Source organism: Rossellomorea sp. GCM10028870 (assembly GCF_042666755.1).
In the GTDB taxonomy this organism is placed as follows: domain Bacteria; phylum Bacillota; class Bacilli; order Bacillales; family Bacillaceae_B; genus Rossellomorea.
In genome coordinates, this window is record NZ_JBHTGN010000003.1 from 510,615 (window position 1) to 531,794 (window position 21,180).

Consider the following 21,180-nt stretch of genomic DNA (forward strand, 5'->3'; position numbering starts at 1 on the left):
TCAACTGTCTAGCTCCGGCGGCTAGCCCCTCGAGGTCATAAGCTAAATGGTCCAAGAAGGCAAAAAACGCCTTCCCGGCCCATTCATCTTATGCTTGTCGGGGCTGGGCGAGCCGCCTCCGCTTTTCGTACTTTCCCGCTATTCCCGCAGGAGTCGAGCACCTTCCGCTCCAATCAACTTTCGCAGCATAAAGTTTTTTATATGAACCAATATAAATGAATGTGTAGAAGACAACCTTTAAAAGAAAGCAGTTATCCTTTTAAAAATTAGAAAATCTGTTTTCTTTATATTATTTTTTACTCTGCTGGAAGAACTTGTTTTACATGACAATACAGTCCCGTTAAGAGCAAAGAATTTAACGACAAATAGGAGTTGGAACAGGCTTCCTACTCCTGTTTTTTCTTTATTTCATGTTTGTCTTTCTTTACACCCAGAGGGTCCGTCCCTCAAAAATCGATCTGTGGATCATTTGGAATGTCTGCTGAATCAAGCATACCGGGATGGAATCCTGGAAGATATAGTTCGCTTTCGGTCCTTCTCAAAGCTCGGCGGGATGGGAAGCTGGCGAAGTGATTCATGGTGGCAGCCGCCCGTTCCCGTTGTTTGGTGATGACTTTTTCAGAACAGTTGATTTCCAACCGCTCACCATTCGTAAACTGGATGTATGTTTTCCCTTCAGAAGTGGATGATGACTCGATATGCTGGCAGAATAACCAGATGCAATCATAGTGTGTTGGGGCCATGGTAGGTATACAATAGATGAACTCTTGTGGGCAAATCATGAGAGGTGTTTTTCGTAAATACTTGGTAGCATGCCGAACGGCTTTGATCCTGCCGTCATATGTCGACCGGTAAGCCATACAGGATTCATCTAAAATCTCCATAATCGATTTTTTGCTGAACGTCTTTCTCCCCGAGTAGTCATAAATGATAGACCGATGGATCCCATCATAAGCAGGACAAATCGCCAAAGTCCTTCGAGTAACCAGCACTTCTAAACCATTCAATCAAAACACCTTCCTTTTCCTTTTTAATAAAGCCCCTTTTATCAGAATCTTCTTATATATGAGACTTTATTACTATTATATACTAATGTCAGGAGATTTCCATTTATATTTGTATATTTTTCGGGAAAAATCTCATAATTTGAGGAAATGGAATATTTCCTGGGAGATAGTGTCGAGAAAAGGAGCTCAAAAATGGATGAATGAGTAGTGAGATCAGATATCATAAGGGATTAAAAAAGCCTCCATTCGATACACGAGTGCATCAAATGGAGGCTTCCTCATTTATTATTGTGCCAAAAGTGATTCAACCACCGAATCAGATATGGCTCCTTCTCCACCAAGAATATAATACATATCGGTAACCGGAGCGAACATAGCAAGAGTATCCATCGTTGTATACTGTGCCTCTTTTGGATGAGTCAATACTACGGGATTCCCTTCTACAGCTGCCAGTGCAGAACCAGCCAGGGCATCAGGATAGTTCTTACCCGTTGCGATGAATGGTGTGGACATGTTCAATTCACCAGCGAAGTAGTTGATGATACTGCTATTCGTTTCATAACGGTCAATTCCACTTAAACGTTCATAGTTCATGAACTCCTCAGCCACCATTTCCGGGATGGCTGATTCCCCGCCAATTACGTAGAACTGCTCGAACATGCTCTCTTCCATGAAGCTGCGCACAGAATCCGGTGTACCGTTTTTCTTTGTTAATAAAATCGGCATTTCAAGGGAAGCCGCTATCGGAGCAATGGAAAGGGCATCTGCGAAGCTTTGCCCCGTTGCCACGACTGCACGATCGGTGAAACCTAATTGTTCAGCGATTTTCACAGATGTTTCATAACGATCGGCTCCTGAGATGCGTGAAATCGTCTTGATACCTAAATCTTTCATCTCTTTCTCGACATTGGCTGTAATAACTGATTTACCGCCAACCAGAATCACCTTTTTCACTTTCAAGCGTTTTAGTTCGTCCTTCACCGACTTAGGAAGGGTTGTCGTATTGGTTAACAATAATGGGGCATCTTGGTGATAAGCAAGAGGTGTTGCGCTTAATGCGTCCGGGTAATTACGCCCTGTGGCAATGACCGCTACATCAGATTGCTCCCATCCTTTACTTGAAATCTTCACTGCCGTCTCATAACGATCGGTTCCAAAGAGTCGTTCCGTTCCAATATTCGCTTGATCGATCCCTGTAACGGCACTTAAGGCATCCAATCTTCCCCAGCCGGATACAGTATCATATCCCGGAAGCACCAATTCTGCAGGATACGGATACTCATCTTCGTAATAATAACCGTTGCCCGGGTTATCTTCTTCGTCAAACGTAATATCCACAGCTGTTCTTGTTAACACTCTCTCTACTTGAGCCGGCGTTAACCCGGCATCATGGGAAAGCAGTAAACCAGCTACCGCTGCCACATGAGGTGTCGCCATAGACGTTCCACTCATATAGGTCACGTTTCCATCTGGAACCAGACTGGGAATATTCGTTCCCGGTGCAACCAGGTCAATTCCATTTCCAAAGTTTGAGTAGTCTGAAACAAGGTCCATATTATTTGTCGCTCCAACAGAAACAACATACTTTGATGAACCAGGGTAAGAAATTTCTTCCATTCCGTCATTACCTGTAGCCGCTACCACGGTCACTCCATGGTCATCGGCATATTTCAATGCGTACTCAATCACACGGCTATATGACCCGCCAAGACTTAAGTTAATGACTTGAGCTCCGTGATCGACAGCATATTTGATCCCGTAAGCGATTTGTTCTGTATCACCGCTTCCGGATGCATCAAGCACTTTAACGGGAAGAATCTTTGTGTGAGGATTGATCCCTGCCATCGAATAGTGATTATTCGCTTCTGCTGCAATGATGCCTGATACATGGGTTCCATGTCCGTGGTCATCCATCGCATCTGAATTTCGTCCTACAAAATTATAACCGTCATCCTTTAGGACATGATGACTCAGATCTGCCAGCGTGTGGTCCACACCTGTATCCACTACAGCAATGACCGTATCTTCCAGGTCTTTTTCTTTCAAGATCTCCTGAAGCTGTTCGTACTGAATATCGGCATCAGGGGTACCTCCGTTGTCTCCATTATTCTTAAGGGACCACTGGTAAGGATATTGAGCATCGGAAGACAGAGCTTTATATTGTTGGACTGGTTCAACAAACTCGACTTCAGGCAGCTTCGCAATCTCTTTTGAAGTAGCTTTTAATGATGCTGTGGAGACTTTACCAGAAGCGTTTCCATCTACTTCTACTACATACATATTTGAGAAGAAAGAATCGTTCGCCTTTAAAGGGGAAATGGAGTCCACACCCATTGATTTTGTTTTCCCCTGGATACTTGCTGCATCTTTCTTATCTTTTAATTTCACGATTAAACGGGTTTCATCACTGGCAGCCTTAATAGGAGAAAGTCCTGCTTTTGCCAGAATAGTAGAAACCGTTGAGTTCGTCAGGTTTGAAATCCCGACGCTCTTACCTGTGTTCTCGATTTTCTCCTGGATGAACTCAGGAGTTGATTCAAGTGCATTGTTGTACAGATTATTGATCGCTTTTTGATCTTCTTTCGTGATTTTGTATGAACTTGCACTGCCATTGGCTGCAACATCAGTAAACAAATCCTTTAATTGAACAAGATCATGGTAGACACTATCACGCAGTGTTTTACTGAAGACCATTTTTGAACTGATAAACGGAGCCGCTTTGTAATACAGAGCAGACAACTCTTGACCTTTTTCCGTTTTCGCTAAGACCGTTTCACGGACGGTACGTAAATCTCTTAAAATACTTTTTCCATTTTCTCTTTCTTTCGTGCTTAATTCCGCTGGACACTCCTCAGCAATGGCTTCATCAGAAGGAGGTAACGTAATGCCATCATAGCTGACTGTGTACGGAATCGCCATATCTTCAAACTCTTCTTCGAACTCTACATACTCTTCTTCCATTCCATATGACTCAATCTTAATATAATAGGGACCGACCCAGGAAATCGGGAAGTCGATGATCGCTGGTTCATTTTGAAAAGAATAACCCATATATCGATCAAAGGCTCGATTATCGATCGCATTTTCCAGACTGGAATAAACCGTCACATTTAATTCCAATTCTGATTGAAGCTTCATCCGTAAATGGGTAAAATCTTCAATTTCACTTTCAGAAGGATCAACCTTATACCAATGAACGTTTTCAGAGACATCGAATTCCCCATCGACCGGTGTCCCAATCGTCAACGTTCCTTCCTCATGCGGTACACCAGACTCTTCCGCCCCCGCTTCCGTCACGGAAAACTGGCTGAAAATCAACGAAAAAACGAAAACCAAAGCTACTAAACTGCGAATCTTTTTCATGTAGAACCTCCACCAATTTAAAATTAAACTACAGAATCTATTAAACCATAGAATTCATAAATTGGAAATATATTATATTTATAGGAAAAATATAGGATTTTAGTAGGAGTAAACCCGGTCAAGAAACAAATAAAGAGCCAGCCCCTGTTCATAATAAACAGAGGCTGGCTCAAAATGGATGTCCGTCCCTCCTTATAACTGGGTCAGGAACATGGACAATGCCGGGAAGTAGGTGATGAGTAACAGGTCAAATACCATGACGACGATGAATGGTGTGACAGCCCGGATCAGTTTATCGTAGGAGACATCTGCGATTCCTTTTACGATAAAGAGGTCCAGTCCTACTGGAGGTGTGATTAACCCGATGGAAAGGTTCACAACCATCACAACTCCGAAGAATACAGGATCGATCCCCACTCCCATGGCGATCGGCAGAAGCAGCGGTGTCAAGATTGTAATCGCGGCCGAAGCGTTCAAGAAGCAGCCTGCGATAAAGAAAATGATATTGAACATGAGTAAGATAAGTAACTTATTGTCTGAAATGCTTGTCACAAGTTGAGTAAGTTGCTGTGGAATCTGTTCTGCTGTCAAGAGCCATCCGAATAAGTTGGCTGCTGCGATGATGAATACGACCATCGCTGTCATCTTACCGGCTCTAAGGAATGATTCGGGTATGTCCTTCCAATCCATATCTTTGTACACGAATTTATTAATAATGAAAGCATACGCTGCAGCTGCAGCACCCGCTTCGGTCGGGGTGAAGATCCCTCCGCGGATTCCGAAAATGATGATCAGCGGCAGAACGAGAGCAAGTGCCCCTTCGAATAATGTGCGCCTAAACGTAGTGAATTCAAACTTCCCTGCTTCTTCGGAGTAGTTATTCTTCCTTGTAATCCAATAATTCAACATCATGATGGAAAGACCGATGATGATTCCAGGGACAATTCCTGCCGTAAATAGATCCCCGATTGATACACCCGCTGTAACTCCATACACGATCATAGGAATGGAAGGGGGAATGACCACTGCAATCGTACCTGCACTTGCTACCGTGGCAGCAGCGAAGCCTTTGTCATATCCTTTCTGTTCCATCATGGGAATCATCATTTTCCCGACTGCAGCCGTATCAGCAGCCCCAGAACCTGAAATTCCTGCAAAAAACATACTTGTTAACGTAGATACCTGTGCCAAGCCTGCACGAATCCAGCCGACCGTTGCAAAGGCAAAGGCCGCAATCCTCCGTCCCATGCTTCCTGACATCATGAATTCTCCTGTCAGCATAAAAAACGGGATAGCCAATAGTGGAAATGAATCCGTCGATGTGATTAACCTCTGAGGAATGACTTCCAGTGGTACATAATAAATGCTTGCCAGAAATCCAGCTACTGAAGCCCAGATGAGAGAAATGGCGATCGGGACTCCTATCAGCATCAAAAGAAACAAAATACCAAGAGCTACTACGGCAACGGTCATACGATCTCCCCCTTTTCATTAACTTATATTTGTTTGCTGCTGAACTTCTTCTACCTTCATCGCATCTTGGACGTCAACTTTTCCCTGTCTCACTTCATAAATATTGCTTACGGAGTGGATAAGACAGATGATGGAGCTGATCAGTACTGTAACGTAGATGAGCGTCATGTTGATCCCCATTGCCGGAGATATTTGCAGATTCGTATATTGCAGGATTCTGCCGCCAAAAAATATGAGGAAAAGAAACAGAGCTGAGTTTATCGCTTCCATAAAATAATGAAGATACTTCTTGGGCTTTTCAGATAAATAATGATGCAGGATTTCTACTTGGGCATGACCTTTTGCTTTGTATACAATACCTATCCCCAAAAATACAATCCACACAAATAAATAACGAATGAGTTCTTCCGCCCAAGTCAAGTTAAAGACGGAAAAGTCAACCATAGGCAAAGCTTCATTCAAGAATGAGCTTTGAAGAACAAACCGGGAAAAAACCTGATAAACCGTGGTGACAAAAGCAATCATAAAAAACCCTATCATAATCCATCGACTGATCCGATCTACCTTATTACTCAAATGAGAGATGAACTGTTTCAACATGTAACCCCCTTTTATTCCCGTAGACTTTCAATCTTTTCAAATAACTCTTTTCCAATGGATGCTTCAAACTCCTTGTAAACAGGTTCTACCGCTTTTCTGAATGACTCTCTGTCAGGGTTTTCCTCGATTTGGATGTCTGTCTTTTTTAAATCTTCGAGTAGTTTCTTTTCATCTTCAAGAGCTACCTGTCGTTCATATTGGACGGCTTCCTTTGCAGCTTCATCGACCACTTCTTGTAGATCTTCCGGGAGGGTGTCAAAGGTTGTTTTACTCATGATGAATACGGCGGCGTCGTAGTTGTGGGCGGTTAAGGATAAGTATTGTTGGACTTCGTTGAATTTATTAAGGTAAATCTGGGCCAGTGGATTTTCTTGGCCGTCTACCACATGCTGCTCTAAAGCAGTATACAATTCCCCGAACGGGATGGGGACAGGGGTGGAATCAAGTGCTTTGATGAAAGAAATATAAGGTGGTGATTCTTGAACACGGAGCTTCAGATTCGCTGCATCAGCGCTCGTTTTAATCGGCTTCTTGTTATTCGTCATATGTCTCCAGCCGTTTTCCATATAACCAAGGTTAATGAGTCCCCTATTCTCCAGGTCGGAAGCGATATCGTCTCCGATCTCACCATCCAGCACTTTGAAAGCATGTTCCCTGCTTTCAAATAAGTATGGAAGATTAAGAAGATTGAACTTCGGAGCAAAGTTCGTGACAGGAGCGACAGAACCGATGTGGAAATGAATGGATCCGATCTGGGCACCTTCAATTTGATCACGGCCGTTTCCTAACTGACTGCTTGGAAAAATATCGATTTGAATCTTCCCATCTGATTTTTCTTCTACCAGCTCTTTAAACTTTAACGCCCCTTTGTGATAAGGATGCGTTTCCGTCTGCAAATGCCCGAGCCTCAGCACATATTCTGCAGATCGTTCATTTCCATTTGCCATGTTTGAACATCCACTTACCAGGATCATCATGATGATGGTTAGAAACGCCATGTATTTTTTCATGTAACACCCTCCTACTAATAAAAATGTAAGCCCTTACAATTTTTTCCGTAGATGAATTGATTACATTCTAGATGCAAAAATTCCAGTAAAAGTCATGACATGGCCGCCATCATGACTCCTTCAACTCTTAGGAGTGACAAAGTTTAACCTACTAAAGGGATTCCATGCTATGTATTCTTGACTCTCTATGCCAAGTCCTTCCCGCTTAAAAACAATGGGTCTTAGGGAACACAACAGCATCGTCTACGTTTAGGTACAGTCACCCAACCACTACCACTTATTCTATTTTCAATTTTCAAAAAAATCAATACTTTTTCAAGATTTATAGAAAAATAATCATTGAATGGACACGTTAATAGTGGTTTAATAAAATTATATTGGTTGGGTCACCGTACCATTCGTATATTTTTTAGACTTAAAGGGGGTTTTAAAGTGAGTCCGATTGGAGCCGCAAAGACGAAGGAATCGTCTATTTCCTTGGAATCCAGAAAGATGCGTAAGTCATTACGGTTGAAAAAAGGTTGGATGAAAGGAGTCATCTTAACCTTAGTACTTGCTTTACTTGCGGGGATTATCGCCGATTATCCCATTTTCTCAGTCATGGGTGTGATGATTATTTCCATTCTTCTGGGGATGAGCTGGAAAGGATTGATGGAAGTCCCAGCAGATGCAGCGCCAGGGATCACCTTCAGCAGCAAAATTCTATTGAGGACCGGGATCATTTTGATGGGATTGCGATTAAACTTTGAACAAATCCTTTCCGCAGGCTTCTCGATTGTGATCATTGATGTTGCGGTCATTGTGTTCACATTGGTTTTCATGATGTATCTCGGAAAGCTTCTATCCATTGATCGTCACCTCTCTACTTTGATTGCAGTCGGAACGGCCGTTTGCGGAGCGGCAGCCATAGTCGCCGTTGCGCCGCTTATAGGGGCAAAAAAGGAACTGACTGCTATTTCAGTTGCCTTCATTGCCATCATGGGAACGATTGTAACGATATTCTATACGTTTTTATATCCAGTACTAGGCTTCAATCCGTATGAATATGGTGTGCTGACAGGGGCCACCCTGCATGAACTGGCCCACGTGATCGCAGCTGCAGCACCTGGTGGGGACATCAGTAGTGATACTGCCATTCTGGTTAAGTTGGGGAGGGTGGCCCTTCTTATTCCTGTTGCCATTGTGTTAGGCTCCATCTTTTCCAAGAAAAGCGGGAATACGCCTGCACAAAAGCGGACATTCAAGGACTTACCCGTTCCTTGGTTCATTTTCGGATTCCTGTTCATGTGCTTAATCAATACTGTGGGAATTCTTCCTGACGCATTTACACAAATGCTGATCGCATTAAGTATTTTACTATTATCCATGGCAATGGCCGGTCTGGGCCTTAGCGTCAATTTCTCAGAATTCAAGAAACTAAGTTCCAAAGTACTCTTCACAGGTGTCGGAGGATCTTTTGCCTTAATCCTATTGGGGATTCTCCTTACTAAGTTGTAAAAGGGAAGTGCCAAATGTTTCACTAGAGGTTGAGCCACTCGACATGGTACACTGAATATACAGAATAATACCTGTCATGACATGTATCTATTCATATGAGAATCAGAAAACTTTCAAGTCTAAGAGGGTTGAGTCAACCTGATGACAGCTACCATTTCATAGATGGATAGGGGCGATTGTATGCAATTAAATCGAAAAGGCATATCTGAACAAGTGGCAGATAGCATAAAGAAGAAAATACAAGATGGAGAATTTAAAGTCGGAGACAAAATTCCCGGGGAACGGGAAATGGGAATCGAGCTTTCCGTCAGCCGGAATACGGTAAGAGAAGCATATAAGATCCTGGAAGCTTACGGCTATATCACAGCAAAACACGGCACAGGTGTATTCGTTGCAACACCTGAACATCAGATTCAAAAAATGACAGAAGCCTTCTTTGTGTCTTCTGATCAGATTGATGATTTCTTCTCCGTGCGTAAGATCCTGGAGGAATGGACGGTAAAATGGTCCATCGAAAACTCCAACGAAGAGCAATTCCGTGAATTGGAACGGATTCTGGAAGAAGCCAATGAGGTCCTCGGCGCCGGCGAAGTGAATTATGAAAGGCTGGCAGAGCTTGACCATAGATTCCATCTAACATTAGCGAACAATTCTAATAACATTGTTCTCATCCGAATCATGAATTTCCTTATTGACCTTCTATCGGAATCACGTACCAAGTCGATCCAAATTCCCGGCAGAGCCATACAGTCTGTCCAGGAGCATGCCAAGATACTGGAAGCCATGAAACAAAACAATATTAATCTGGCCCAGAAATATATGAAAGAACATATAGAGAGCGTGGAACATTCCATCAAGGAAAATATAGATTCCATTTAACTTCACATTGAAAGAGCCAGCTTCCTCACCGGGGAAGCTGGCTCTTTTGGTTTATCCGTTGATTGGTTGTTGAGAAGACAATGGGACAGGGAATTCCACTCCGAATTGGCTGCCTAATGATTGCAACTCCTCCAATACACTTTGGGATAACTGCACTCCTTCCAGCTGACGTTTATCCCGTTCCCTTTTCCTTCTCTCTCCCGGATAACGGATTTCATCGTTTCCAGGAACTTTCGGAACAGCTTTCATTTCTTCTAATAAGTTTTTAATAGAATCAAAGAATACATTCAGGTTCATGAATTTTTTTATATCCATGAGAATGAAAAAATGACCCACATTTGCGTTTTCCTCTTCCTCATCCTCATAAATACTCTTCACATGCGGCCCGAATGCCGCCCCCGTCAAGAGGCCCGTCAGGATTTCCACAGCCAGTGCCAGGGCTGCTCCCTTTGCTCCTCCTAAAGGCAGGACAGAACCGTTCAACGCCGCTTTGGGATCATTAGTCGGTTCCCCTTTTTCATCGATCGCCCATCCTTCTGGAATCGTCTGTCCCTGCTTCTCCGCTAAAATGATTTTCCCTCTTGCCACAATGCTTGTGGATAAATCGATAATGACAGGTTGATCATTCCCCGTAGGAAATCCGAACGCCATAGGGTTTGTGCCGAAGAAAGCTTCCCTTCCTCCCCACGGAGCTATACCCGGGGGTGAATTGGTGAAACCGATACAAGCAAGATTCTGTTCACAAGCCAGTTGACAAAAATAAGAGGCTGTCCCGAAGTGATTACTATTTTTAATCGCGACGGCTGTTACACCGCTTTGTTTTGCCATCTCGATTCCTTTTTTTATCGCCTTATAACTGATGACATGACCAAGCCCATTATCGCCGTTCACTACGAGAACAGAAGGACTTTTTTGCTCCATCTGAATGGTTGGATTCAGGTTGATCCTTTGATCGCTGAATCGTTTTGCATAGATGGGAAGCCTGCTGATACCATGACTGTCCACCCCTTCTAAATTAGCCCTTAAAAGAGATTCTGCCACGACTGCAGCATGCTCTTCTATCATCCCCATTCCCTCTAACAGTTTTTTGCAAAATTGACGTAAATCAGATTCAGCATACGTAGTCATTTTCTGCTCCTTCTCATCATAATGTTTTCTCCACAAACATGGACTCCCCACACATAAAATGTGCAGGGAGTATGAAATCAGGCACTGCGATATAATTTTGTCATAACAAATTCTTTATGACCCAACGCTTCTGCACAAGTGAGTCGTCCATTCACCGTACGGCAAATCATTTCCATTAATTGATCTCCCGCTTGCTCTAAAGAAATTTGACGAGAGAGGAGTCCTTGCACATCCACATCAATATGCTCACTCATCGTACCCGCCGTAATCGGGTTCGCCGTAATTTTCACAACCGGCTCGATCGGGTTTCCGATGATATTTCCTTGGCCAGTCGGGAAAAGATGCAGAACCGCTCCACCGGCAGCCATCAAAGTAATGCATTCAGCAGCTGCAGAGGACGTATCCATAAAGTAAAGCCCGTTGCCATTGGCCGGTGCTTCAGCAGGATCCAAGACGCCAATAACCTCTTTCGTACCGGTCTTGGCAATGTTACCAAGCGCTTTCTCTTCAATGGTAGAAAGCCCTCCGGCAATATTACCTTGAGTAGGCTGAGACCCTAATAAATCGACTCCTTTAGAATCAATTTCACCTACATAGTCATTGTAAACCGCCATGAATTTCTCGTGTAACTCTGGAGTCGCCATCCGATCACGGATGAGATGTTCCCCACCTGTCAATTCGGATGTTTCACCAAAGAATACAGTAGCCCCGGCTTCTACCAAACGATCAACCGCCTGGGCCACAGTAGGACAGGATCCAAGGCCTGTCGTCGTATCAGACTCACCGCATTTGATACTGACGGTTAAGTCCTTTAGTTCAACAGGCTCTTTCTGAAGCTCCGAAGCCCACTGGACATACTCCTTCGCTTTCCATGAAGCAGCCCGGATTGTTTCTAAATCCCCGTTTCCTTCAATAGAGAAGTACGAAACAGGCTTTCCGGTTTCAGCAATTCCATCAGCAATTTTCTTCGACCAGTTCTCTTCAATCCCAATCACGACCACAGCCGCCACGTTAGGGTTGGAACCTGTTCCGATCATTGTCCTGAAGTGCAGATCAAGATCTGGTCCATACTGAAGTCTTCCATACGCGTGAGGCAAAGCCATTGTACCTTGAACTTGTCTTGCTACTGCTTCACAAGCAGCATTTGAAATGTCATCCACCGGTAAAATAATGACGTGATTACGAATTCCAACTTTTCCATTTTCTCTGCGATAACCATATAATGTTTGTTCCATCCTTACCACCTCGCCGTTTTAATGTTATGAGTGTGGACGTAGTCGCCTACTTCCCATTTTTCAGTTGTTATACCGATTTGAACACCATATTTCAACACTGGCTCATCTTTCTTTAAAGAAACCAATGAGATCTTATGGCCTAATGGAACATCCCCTTTTGAGGTGACTTCCACTTCTGAATTGTCATCCATGAAGATTCCCACAACCTTTTCCCCTGCTGCAATCGGTGACGTGGCAACTCCTACGTGATCACCATTGTGATGGATTAGAAACTTATGAGTGCTAACCGCTTTTGAATCTTTAGCATTTCTTTCCGTAACCGTACCTGCCTGACTATTGTGACTCATTATGGTGCCTCCTTTTATTGGTTGAGTGACCCAACCACTTAATCTATCTTCATTAAACCACCTATCACTTTATTAGTCAATGAGATTATTTAAATTTTCAGAATTTATTTTCAGCAATTTACACAGTGCAGAGAGAGCGCTCGCCTTTTAGTACTTTCCCAATTTCCTTTGCCACTAAAAAGGACGTACGGACTTGAGATTCTTCAGTCAATCCTGCGATATGTGGAGTGATGGTGACGCTTTCACAAAGAAGCAGAGGATGTGAGTCCAGTACCGGTTCACGTTCCAGTACATCCAGGTAAGCTCCTGCTATTTGTTGATTCTGCAAAGCTGAAGCCAGGGCTTGTTCATCAATGATGCCACCTCTTGAAGTATTAATAACATATGAAGATGGCTTCATTCTTTTTAATTCAGGTGTTGAAAGGAGATGCTGCGTTGATGGAGTAAGAGGGACATGGAGGGAAATGAAATCGGATTCCACCAACAATTCTTGAAGAGTTTCTTTTATATCTACACCGGTTTCAGAAACAACATGATCATACTCTGTAATAAACGGATCATACCCGATGATGTTCATGCCAAATGCATTGGCTCGCTTCGCTACACGGTGAGAAATTTCCCCAAGACCAATTAATCCAAGGGTCTTTTGATAAAGCTCTCCACCTGTGTATTGCTTTCGATTCCACTGTCCGTTACGAACATCCGAATTTGCCAAATGGAGGGGTCTTGATGCACTTAGGATTGCTGTGAGTACATATTCCGCTACAGAAGTTGCGTTGGCATGACGGGCAAACACCACCGGAATACCCCTCTCTTTCGCCCGCTTAACATCAATATTGTCCAACCCGACCCCTAGCCTCCCGACTGCCTTAAGGCGGGTGCCTGCTTCCATTAATTCTTCATCAACGATTGTCTGGTTTCTTACAATCACGGCATCGTACTGAGGGAGAATTTCAAGTAACCTCTCTCTATCTGTCCAAAGGGTTTCATCATAGTCGACATCAAACCCTTGATTCTTCAGCTCTTCAATGCCTTCACTCCAGATTAACTCTGTAATTAATGCTTTCATTTAAATTCCTCCCTTTTAAAAGTCACCTCATCATGGTTCAGTCACCCAACCAATTACTACTTATCATTTAATCATTTCTCGTTTGCCTGGTCAATATTTTTTGAATATTCTTTGTGTTCCTGTCAGGTTCTACTATTAGGTTCTACATCGTTACTAAAACCCCTGCTTTACCTTTATTATCGAAATTAAACAAACGTTTGATTAATTAAACCCATTCCTTTCACAGCAATACTTCAGGCTGTTAAACAATCGTTTAACACACAAAAGAAAGTCCTGGACTATTTGAATATAGTCCAGGACCCTTTTGATCGTTTTCGAACATCTTTACTCCACTAACTTTTCTGCAACACCACTCTCAACCGCACCTTCTCCACCCAATACCATGAAGTGCTTCAATCCGTTTTCCATCACTAAACCTTTGGTCTGCTGAGGTAAGTCATCCTTATTCACCAGCAATAACGGAACCTCATTTATGGCAGCAAAGACAGAACCCGTAAGTGCATCAGCGAAGTCCTGGCCTGTTGCGACTACCGCATGGCTCGTTGGACCTTGGAATTCATTATAGATGGCGGCAGCTGTATCGTAACGCGTGTCACCAGCCAAACGCTCTCCATTTTTAAATGATAACTCTTCACTAATGACCCCTGCCCCTCCAATCACATAGGTGTTCCCTACATCTTGAAGGGCAAAGCCTGTTGCTTCCGGAATGGAATCTGTTTCGGTTAACAGGATTGGATATCCATGTTGGGCAGCATATGGAGCAACGGCCAGGGCATCAGGGAAGTCATACCCATAGGCAACCACTGCCGTTTCTGAATAACCCAATTCATTCGCGACGAAAGCGGCCGTTTCAAAACGGTCACCTCCCCCGATCCGATTCACATCTAATCCGAGATCGTTAAGCTCCGCCTCTAACTTCTCCGAAACGGCTCCTTCCCCACCAAGGATCACCGCATGCTCCGCTCCGAGACGATCGATTTCTTCTACAGTCTCTTTGGATAACTTGGTTCCATTCGTCAGCAAGATCGGTGCTTCCAACTGATAAGCAAGAGGTGTTCCGACTAATGCATCTGGATACTCGTTACCTCTCGCAATGATCACGGTTTCAGCAGACTCCCAGCTTTCTTCTGAGATTTCAGCCGCTGTTTCGTAACGATCCTCCCCGTATAAACGGGCCGTTGATTTTCCAACTGTATCGCTGACCGGCTCCATGACCTTCCAAAACTCGTCGGCCATGGCTTCATATCCCGCTTCACTCGGGTGGACATTTTGCGGGTTCGGCAGCTTCACCTGGAAGTTATCGGCCATCGCCTCTTCAACCGGAACAAATACGCCTCCACCTTGAACGCTCGCTGCTTGAATCGCTTGGTTCAGTCCATCTAAAGCAGGCTTTAACTGTGCCTGGGTTTCTTGTGGCAAGTAAGGGAATGCATTATAGTAACCCATCACATACACCGGTACGTCAGGGTTTAATTGATGGATGATGCCTAAAGAGGTGGCGATGTTTACCCCCACTTCCTGAAGGGCTGCCTGCACTTTAACAGGATCAATTGAAATTCTTCCATCCTTCTGTTCAATCAATTGCAATAAGTCGTTGGCACCTGCGTCCAGTGTGATGGTATCGGCGTCCATGATTTCTTTTTGTAAACCCTTTGCTGGATCTTGTATGTCCGCCAAGACTTGTTTGGACGTATAGCCCGGGACGGCAAAACTCTTGTTAAAATCTACATGAAAGCCATCTTCCTTGAATTCATCGGCCAGGAAATCCGGATATCCCTTACCCAGGGAGTTGTCATACAGCACCCCTGCCGCTAACGAATCTCCTAAAGCCAGATAATCTACATACGTATGCTCTTCTTTCATTTCAGCAAGAGCCATCGTTGGTGTCATCACTAATGCCATTGTCATTGCTCCGGTTAACATTTTCAAAGAATGTTTCAGGTTTTTTTTCAAAGTGGTTCTCCTCTCTATTTTGGCAATCCAATTATAGGTATTTGCCAGAACATTAGGATATTCCTCCTATTTTCAATCGACAAAACCCGCAATCTCATCCTTTTGGAGCAGTTATGTCCCATCCGGCCATTACGCCTGCAAATATTGTAATAAAAATAAACAACAATCCCTATATATTCGAGAACCTTTATAGTGGAAAATAAAATAAAAAAGGATAAGGGGAGTGAAGATCGTAATGAAGATGATCCATAAGTTTCTCGCCACTTACTATTACACCCTGATCCAAGACTGTCTTGATGAAAAAATGAAAGAACACCTAATCCAGAAACTACACTATCATGAATCTAAATTAAGCACCTAGATAGATCTTGCTGTTTTCGTCTACTTTTTATCCTTTAATAATGCCCTTTCTTCATTCAAAAAAAAAAGCCCTCAACCTCAATGGATTGTAGACCTCGGAGAGCTACCCCCTTATAAAATACTTCAATATATAATCGAGCCAGACCTTATTTCCTTTTTCATTAGGTATATTTTCCTCTGTTAAATAGTCCTTTATTTCTTTTTTATTGTAATCCGGCCATGCGTCCCAATGGTTAAGATACACGTATTTTTTCTCTCTGGTGTACTTCTCTAAATCAGCTTCTTCCTGAGGGTAGTAATAGGCACCTGAAATAGGATTGGCCGGTTGGATGATGAAGGTGATTTCAGGATTCTGTTTCTTGAAATCTCCAAGGATCGTCTCAAGATTTTTAATGCGGTTCGACATTCTTATTTCCCCGTTGTCATACAATAAAAATGGTTCCAGCAAGAGAATATCCGGCTTCATATCAGCCAGTGGTTTATGTAGTTCCTCTTTCACAACCTGTTGGGACGTTTTTTCGGCGATTTCTTTCAATGTCACGTTTATCAAATCGTGGCCGTACGTGTCGAGCAGCGCCTTTTCTAGTTCTTTCGGCCACGCCCCTTCCTTCCCAGGAGTAGAAGAAGAGCCAAGAATCATCAGGTGAACGGGTTCATCACCTTCAATCTTTTTCTTAAACGTGTCTTTTAATTCTGGCGGAAGATAATTCAGCTTATCCAGTTTTATCAGTCTCTTCCTTTCTTCCTCTGCCGCTGCTTTTTCTTTCTGCTCTTCTTCACTCACCGCCTGAACGCCGGCTACTTTTTCTGTATGGACGTTAACCTGGACGGCCTCGACCCTTTGATCCCAATGATACTTTCCGCCTGCAAGTGTTGAAAATGTAATCACGCCCAGACCGACTAACAATACTCTCTTCATCTTCATCCTCATCCCCCATAACGTAAAGTCTATGAATCATATGATAGAGGAGATAGAGTACAGAATTTGTATATACGTGTAGATGGCCGTTCGAAAAGTTACGACAAAATAACTGGTTTTATTGGGTGCAAAGCATGAAATAAACGATTATTATAAAAGAGCCTATCTATATAATAGATAGACTCCATCATTCACCTAACGGACAGGCACCAATTCAAACCTATCTTTCTCATGTTTTACCCGGTACACACCTTCTGATATTTCATGCTCTGTATACTGGGATAACACATCATGTATGTATACGTCATGATCCAGCACCATCAGAAAATCAGATTTCATCAATACTTCCTTCAAATAGGAGAGCTTTTCTTCCGTTTCGGCCCCCTTGATGAAAGAGTAGTTCTTCGATAAGTGCTCATACCTGATCAAGTAGCTGAAATATCCTCCATCATCCGCACTTCCGGGACTATAATAGGTAATCATAGGTTCCGATACCCCTGATGTTTTAATAACAGAAGAATACTCCTTCACGTCGCCCCGCCGCTCAACATGTGCTTCCGGCCGGGTCACCAATACTTCAAGATGTCCGATGTACGGGATTAAGAAACAGACTGCCAACAGGATGCCCGTCACCCTTTTAAATGATTTCACATAGTTAGACCATACATAGACAACCACCGTCATGAGCATGCCTCCTACATACACGGTAATGGTCGACTGATAGCGGTTAAATCCTGCAAGCCTTGACGCCTCGTTCTCAGGCATCAGGTACACATACATATAATAAAGCGAACACATATACAGCACGTAAAAGAGATTTAACAGGAGAAACGACGACACTAGTTCATTAGGCGTATTGCGCTTCATTCTGACGATGAATAAAAGGGCAATCAGATTGACCACCAGCAAGGCCATTACATGAGGCGATGACAAAGGATTCAGAGCAGCGTCCAGCATCATTCCATCAAAACCTGCCAAGAACTCCTCCGATTTCTGAATATCGTTCAGTTTATCCTCGGTAATCGCAAACTTATTATCTCCATAACTCTCACTATAGGCTTGTAACGTATACGTGTGCCAAAGCAAACTCACCACTAGAGGAAGAACCAACAACAGAACCAAAGAAGCATAAGGAATGACTTTATCGATTCTCTTTTCAATTCCTTCCCGATGAGAAGCAATGAGTATCCCCAGCATAGCAATCCCATTAAACAGCAGAAAGATCTTTCCGCTATCTTTCAGTAGGATTAACAAAATCACAATCGGAAGGTTCACGAGCAGCAGTCGTTTCCAATCTTTACGGTAGTAATAAGCGATTAAAGGAACAGCTAACGCCACTGATCCCAGAATAATATCCACCAGTAAACTGTAGAAGATTTTCGCATTCACTAATAGGAGGGTAAAGGAAATAACCCAAGGCAGGATGACCGCCCATGGCTTTTTCCAGGAACTGATTAGAAAAAGCACTGTGAATCCAGCCATCGTCATGAATCCCTGTGCCATCAATGCCAAACTTTCATGGAATCCTAATAGATTGAGAAAATAGTAAATAAACACGGCACTTCCAGGCGGATAGTTCTGAAAAGTCACCAGCGTACTGGCATCCGGCAGGCCATCGAGCCTCACAATCTCCTTCACCACCAGTCCCCAGTGGCTGAAATCATCATAGTTTAAAAAGAGAGTCCCCCTCATATAAAGCATGACAAACAGAGCAGATATGGAAAAGAACACGAGCGAGGGATGCAGCAAAGGTTTATACGAGATCTTTTTAAATAAGAATAATACGAGATAAATCAAACATAAAAAGAAACCGGAATAATAGATGATATTCGCTGCCAATGACATCCGATGAAGCAGCCCGGCTCCGAATAGCACCGTCGTGACACCGGAAAATAGAAATAAAGGAATAAAAGCAGGATGTACCTTTATCTTATAGAGAAAAAACATCCCCCATCCGGCAAGGGAAAGGAATAACAAGAATAGTAATAGTATAGACGTAAGCATGAGTCCTCCTGATACTTGTAAAACATTAGTAGAATAATTAATTATACCATTCTTCATTGGGACAAAATCGCCAATCACATAAAAAAGGAATCTCCGACTTTCGGAAATTCCTTTTTATGCTTCATGCAGTTTTCTTCGTTTGTTTCTAAATTTTTCGAAGTGGTGAAGGAAGAGAAAGACATGATAGTAGATAAGCGTAGCAGGAACACTATAGATTGCAAAAAGCAATGTCAATCCAATTCCCTCTGACGCAATGGCAAGAAACATGCCAGGAAGAATGGCTATTAACGAATACATCAATAGTTGGAACAGATACACGTTTCGTTTTATTTTAAGAGCATCCGTCACTCTATCAATCAGATAAGCACCTAAAAGTCCAAACACAAGGTAAATGGGAATGGAAGGCATGATCGTCATGACAAATCCATCACTAACATTCATATAACAACATTCATATTCTCTCTCTTCAATTGGCGTATACATTGCCCACCCCATAAACAGAGCAAAAAACAGAGGTGAAATAATAGCAGCTAATGCTTTATTATAAAGATCCTTCATCGGACATCACCTAATATTTTTTTGATATTGTTTATTTTACCATATCTGTTTGTGAAATAAATCACATATTATACATAAAAAGAACTCCTTTACCATGAACTTGATAAAGGAGTTTCATCTATTTCATCTATTACGACTCAATGACTCTCGCTACTTTTCCCACACATGTCCACACTGTAATCAACAATCGTCGTGACACCGCAAGTCCGAAAAAAAACATTTCCTTAAAATTTCTCTCGAATATGTGCAGGTTTTGCCATCCATCTTTTATGTGCTAATTCATCCTTCACTCCTCTCAATAAAATGATTTCAACAATCCTTCGAAAACGTTCGTCTGATTGCATTTTCAAATTCCGTTTCAGGCACGCGTGACTTTGCATATCTCTTTGTTACATTAATATCCCTATGACCCGCCAACTTAGATACTATTTCAAGACTTACACCTTGATCGATAAGATGCTGACAAAATGTATGGCGCAGCTTTTGCGCATTTATATGGAACTTCTTAAGCATATACTGGACCGATCTCTCGGTTAAGCGCTCATTCGTTTTGGAAACGAACAACGCTTCCTGTGGTTGAATAGCATCCATGTAGTCATAAAGAGAATGCACCACTTCATCCGACAGAGGAATGATTCGTTGATCCCCATGCGTATCCAAAACGCTTACTTGTTTCGTTTCAAGGTCTATATCCGCTGTATTCAGGGCACAAAGCTCTGACACCCGTATGCCCGTATGAAGCAGCATATACACAATTGCTATATTTCTTTCATTTTCACTTTCTCTTACTTCTGATAAAAGTGATTCACATTCTTCTTTAGACAGCGTTTCGATCTCATCCTTTTTGCTTCCTTGTTTGATCTTTATATCAAACGTAATATCAGGTCTCTTTAAATATTTAGCAAAAGTCCGTATCACACCCAAGATTTTATCCGTCGTGATCGGACTCTTACCTTTTTCTTCTAAAAATAGAATGTAGTCCTGAACATCACGCTGAGTAATGTTTATTAACTCTCTGTTATTCTGTTGGAGCCACTTTTCATATTTCTTAAGCTCCTGATGGTAAGTCGAGATGGTATTTGATGATTTTCCTTCATGTTCAAGCCATGTTAAAAACTGATCAATCGTAGTGCTAGATCCTTGCAAGAGTACCACCCTTTCGAATCAAACCTCTATTTACTATTATCCTAGAACTTATAGATGAAGAAGTCAACTTCTCCGAATGTAGCAGGGTGGAATGAGGAAGGAATGATTCGTTTTTTCAAGTTTGACTTTAAACCAAACGACAAAAAAGAGTAACTCCTAAGAGCTACCCTTTTTTCACATTTGCCTGGCGACGTCCTACTCTCACAGGGGGAGATCCCCCAACTACCATCGGCGCTGAAGAGCTTAACTTCCGTGTTCGGCATGGGAACGGGTGTGACCTCTTCGCCATTGTCACCAGACGAATTATTCAATTGAAGGATTGTTCCTTCAAAACTAGATAAAGAATTGATGTCAAGAAAGCCGAATACCGACCAATTGTTGTTCATTTAAAAAATGACTCTTTGTGGTTAAGTCCTCGATCGATTAGTATCAGTCAACTCCACATGTCGCCATGCTTCCATCTCTGACCTATCTACCTAGTCATCTTCTAGGGATCTTACTCACATACGTGATGGGAAATCTCATCTCGAGGGGGGCTTCATGCTTAGATGCTTTCAGCACTTATCCCTTCCGCACATAGCTACCCAGCGATGCCTTTGGCAAGACAACTGGTACACCAGCGGTGCGTCCAT

16 protein-coding genes and 2 rRNA genes are annotated in these 21,180 nt (G+C 42.8%); 2 read left to right on the top strand and 16 right to left on the bottom strand.

Going from position 1 to position 21,180, the window contains the following annotated elements:
* Positions 1 to 446 precede the first annotated feature (446 nt).
* From ACFQWC_RS16240 to ACFQWC_RS16260, 5 genes are all read right to left on the bottom strand, one after another.
* Positions 447 to 1,007: a competence protein ComK gene (locus ACFQWC_RS16240; RefSeq protein ID WP_299742743.1), complete on the bottom strand. Its 561-nt coding sequence runs from the start codon at positions 1,005 to 1,007 to the stop codon at positions 447 to 449.
* Between the two features lie 285 nt (positions 1,008 to 1,292).
* On the bottom strand, positions 1,293 to 4,370 hold the full coding sequence (locus tag ACFQWC_RS16245; RefSeq protein WP_377108478.1) for a cell wall-binding repeat-containing protein: 3,078 nt from the start codon (positions 4,368 to 4,370) through the stop codon (positions 1,293 to 1,295).
* Positions 4,371 to 4,562: 192 nt separating this feature from the next.
* On the bottom strand, positions 4,563 to 5,843 hold the full coding sequence (locus ACFQWC_RS16250; RefSeq protein WP_377108480.1) for a TRAP transporter large permease: 1,281 nt from the start codon (positions 5,841 to 5,843) through the stop codon (positions 4,563 to 4,565).
* An 18-nt stretch (positions 5,844 to 5,861) separates the two neighbouring features.
* A complete protein-coding gene (locus tag ACFQWC_RS16255; RefSeq protein ID WP_377108482.1) occupies positions 5,862 to 6,440 on the bottom strand; it encodes a TRAP transporter small permease in 579 nt (192 codons plus the stop codon).
* A gap of 14 nt (positions 6,441 to 6,454) precedes the next feature.
* Positions 6,455 to 7,453 (bottom strand): TRAP transporter substrate-binding protein, encoded by a 999-nt coding sequence (locus ACFQWC_RS16260; protein ID WP_377108484.1) that lies wholly within the window; start codon positions 7,451 to 7,453, stop codon positions 6,455 to 6,457.
* Positions 7,454 to 7,885: 432 nt separating this feature from the next.
* On the opposite strand from ACFQWC_RS16260, the gene ACFQWC_RS16265 reads away from it, so the two are divergent.
* Positions 7,886 to 8,950: a YeiH family protein gene (locus ACFQWC_RS16265; RefSeq protein ID WP_377108486.1), complete on the top strand. Its 1,065-nt coding sequence runs from the start codon at positions 7,886 to 7,888 to the stop codon at positions 8,948 to 8,950.
* Positions 8,951 to 9,130: 180 nt separating this feature from the next.
* Positions 9,131 to 9,829 (top strand): FadR/GntR family transcriptional regulator, encoded by a 699-nt coding sequence (locus tag ACFQWC_RS16270; protein ID WP_377108488.1) that lies wholly within the window; start codon positions 9,131 to 9,133, stop codon positions 9,827 to 9,829.
* A 51-nt stretch (positions 9,830 to 9,880) separates the two neighbouring features.
* Here the strand turns inward: ACFQWC_RS16270 and ACFQWC_RS16275 are convergent, their stop codons facing one another.
* The 11 genes from ACFQWC_RS16275 to ACFQWC_RS16325 form a co-directional block, all read right to left on the bottom strand.
* Entirely contained in the window at positions 9,881 to 10,993 is a 1,113-nt protein-coding gene (locus tag ACFQWC_RS16275; protein ID WP_377108490.1) for an Ldh family oxidoreductase, read from the bottom strand.
* 41 nt (positions 10,994 to 11,034) lie between these two features.
* Positions 11,035 to 12,192, bottom strand: a complete 1,158-nt coding sequence (locus ACFQWC_RS16280; protein WP_377108492.1) for a UxaA family hydrolase — start codon at positions 12,190 to 12,192, stop codon at positions 11,035 to 11,037.
* Between the two features lie 2 nt (positions 12,193 to 12,194).
* Positions 12,195 to 12,539 carry a UxaA family hydrolase gene (locus tag ACFQWC_RS16285; RefSeq protein ID WP_377108494.1) on the bottom strand — a complete coding sequence of 115 codons (345 nt, stop codon included), beginning with the start codon at positions 12,537 to 12,539 and terminating at the stop codon, positions 12,195 to 12,197.
* 118 nt (positions 12,540 to 12,657) lie between these two features.
* A complete protein-coding gene (locus ACFQWC_RS16290) occupies positions 12,658 to 13,608 on the bottom strand; it encodes a hydroxyacid dehydrogenase (protein WP_377108496.1) in 951 nt (316 codons plus the stop codon).
* 324 nt (positions 13,609 to 13,932) lie between these two features.
* Complete coding sequence (locus tag ACFQWC_RS16295) at positions 13,933 to 15,561, bottom strand: cell wall-binding repeat-containing protein (RefSeq protein ID WP_377108498.1); 1,629 nt, start codon at positions 15,559 to 15,561, stop codon at positions 13,933 to 13,935.
* A 463-nt stretch (positions 15,562 to 16,024) separates the two neighbouring features.
* Entirely contained in the window at positions 16,025 to 16,846 is an 822-nt protein-coding gene (locus tag ACFQWC_RS16300; RefSeq protein WP_299742735.1) for an SGNH/GDSL hydrolase family protein, read from the bottom strand.
* A 189-nt stretch (positions 16,847 to 17,035) separates the two neighbouring features.
* Complete coding sequence (locus ACFQWC_RS16305; protein WP_377108500.1) at positions 17,036 to 18,844, bottom strand: hypothetical protein; 1,809 nt, start codon at positions 18,842 to 18,844, stop codon at positions 17,036 to 17,038.
* Between the two features lie 114 nt (positions 18,845 to 18,958).
* The gene (locus ACFQWC_RS16310; RefSeq protein WP_299742729.1) at positions 18,959 to 19,402 is read right to left on the bottom strand and encodes a hypothetical protein; all 444 of its coding nucleotides are present in this window, start codon (positions 19,400 to 19,402) and stop codon (positions 18,959 to 18,961) included.
* A 309-nt stretch (positions 19,403 to 19,711) separates the two neighbouring features.
* On the bottom strand, positions 19,712 to 20,548 hold the full coding sequence (locus ACFQWC_RS16315; RefSeq protein WP_299742726.1) for a tyrosine-type recombinase/integrase: 837 nt from the start codon (positions 20,546 to 20,548) through the stop codon (positions 19,712 to 19,714).
* 182 nt (positions 20,549 to 20,730) lie between these two features.
* Positions 20,731 to 20,847: ribosomal RNA gene (gene rrf, locus ACFQWC_RS16320) — 5S ribosomal RNA — on the bottom strand.
* A 104-nt stretch (positions 20,848 to 20,951) separates the two neighbouring features.
* Positions 20,952 to 21,180, bottom strand: a 23S ribosomal RNA gene (locus tag ACFQWC_RS16325); the annotation flags it as partial.

Excerpts from the sequence above, each read along its gene's own strand:
- ACFQWC_RS16300 (WP_299742735.1), bottom strand. The coding sequence starts at position 16,846 with ATGAAGATGAAGAGAGTATTGTTAGTCGGTCTGGGCGTGATTACATTT.
- ACFQWC_RS16305 (WP_377108500.1), bottom strand. The coding sequence starts at position 18,844 with ATGCTTACGTCTATACTATTACTATTCTTGTTATTCCTTTCCCTTGCC.
- ACFQWC_RS16290 (WP_377108496.1), bottom strand. The coding sequence starts at position 13,608 with ATGAAAGCATTAATTACAGAGTTAATCTGGAGTGAAGGCATTGAAGAG.
- ACFQWC_RS16270 (WP_377108488.1), top strand. The coding sequence starts at position 9,131 with ATGCAATTAAATCGAAAAGGCATATCTGAACAAGTGGCAGATAGCATA.
- ACFQWC_RS16250 (WP_377108480.1), bottom strand. The coding sequence starts at position 5,843 with ATGACCGTTGCCGTAGTAGCTCTTGGTATTTTGTTTCTTTTGATGCTG.
- ACFQWC_RS16280 (WP_377108492.1), bottom strand. The coding sequence starts at position 12,192 with ATGGAACAAACATTATATGGTTATCGCAGAGAAAATGGAAAAGTTGGA.
- ACFQWC_RS16285 (WP_377108494.1), bottom strand. The coding sequence starts at position 12,539 with ATGAGTCACAATAGTCAGGCAGGTACGGTTACGGAAAGAAATGCTAAA.
- ACFQWC_RS16260 (WP_377108484.1), bottom strand. The coding sequence starts at position 7,453 with ATGAAAAAATACATGGCGTTTCTAACCATCATCATGATGATCCTGGTA.
- ACFQWC_RS16310 (WP_299742729.1), bottom strand. The coding sequence starts at position 19,402 with ATGAAGGATCTTTATAATAAAGCATTAGCTGCTATTATTTCACCTCTG.
- ACFQWC_RS16245 (WP_377108478.1), bottom strand. The coding sequence starts at position 4,370 with ATGAAAAAGATTCGCAGTTTAGTAGCTTTGGTTTTCGTTTTTTCGTTG.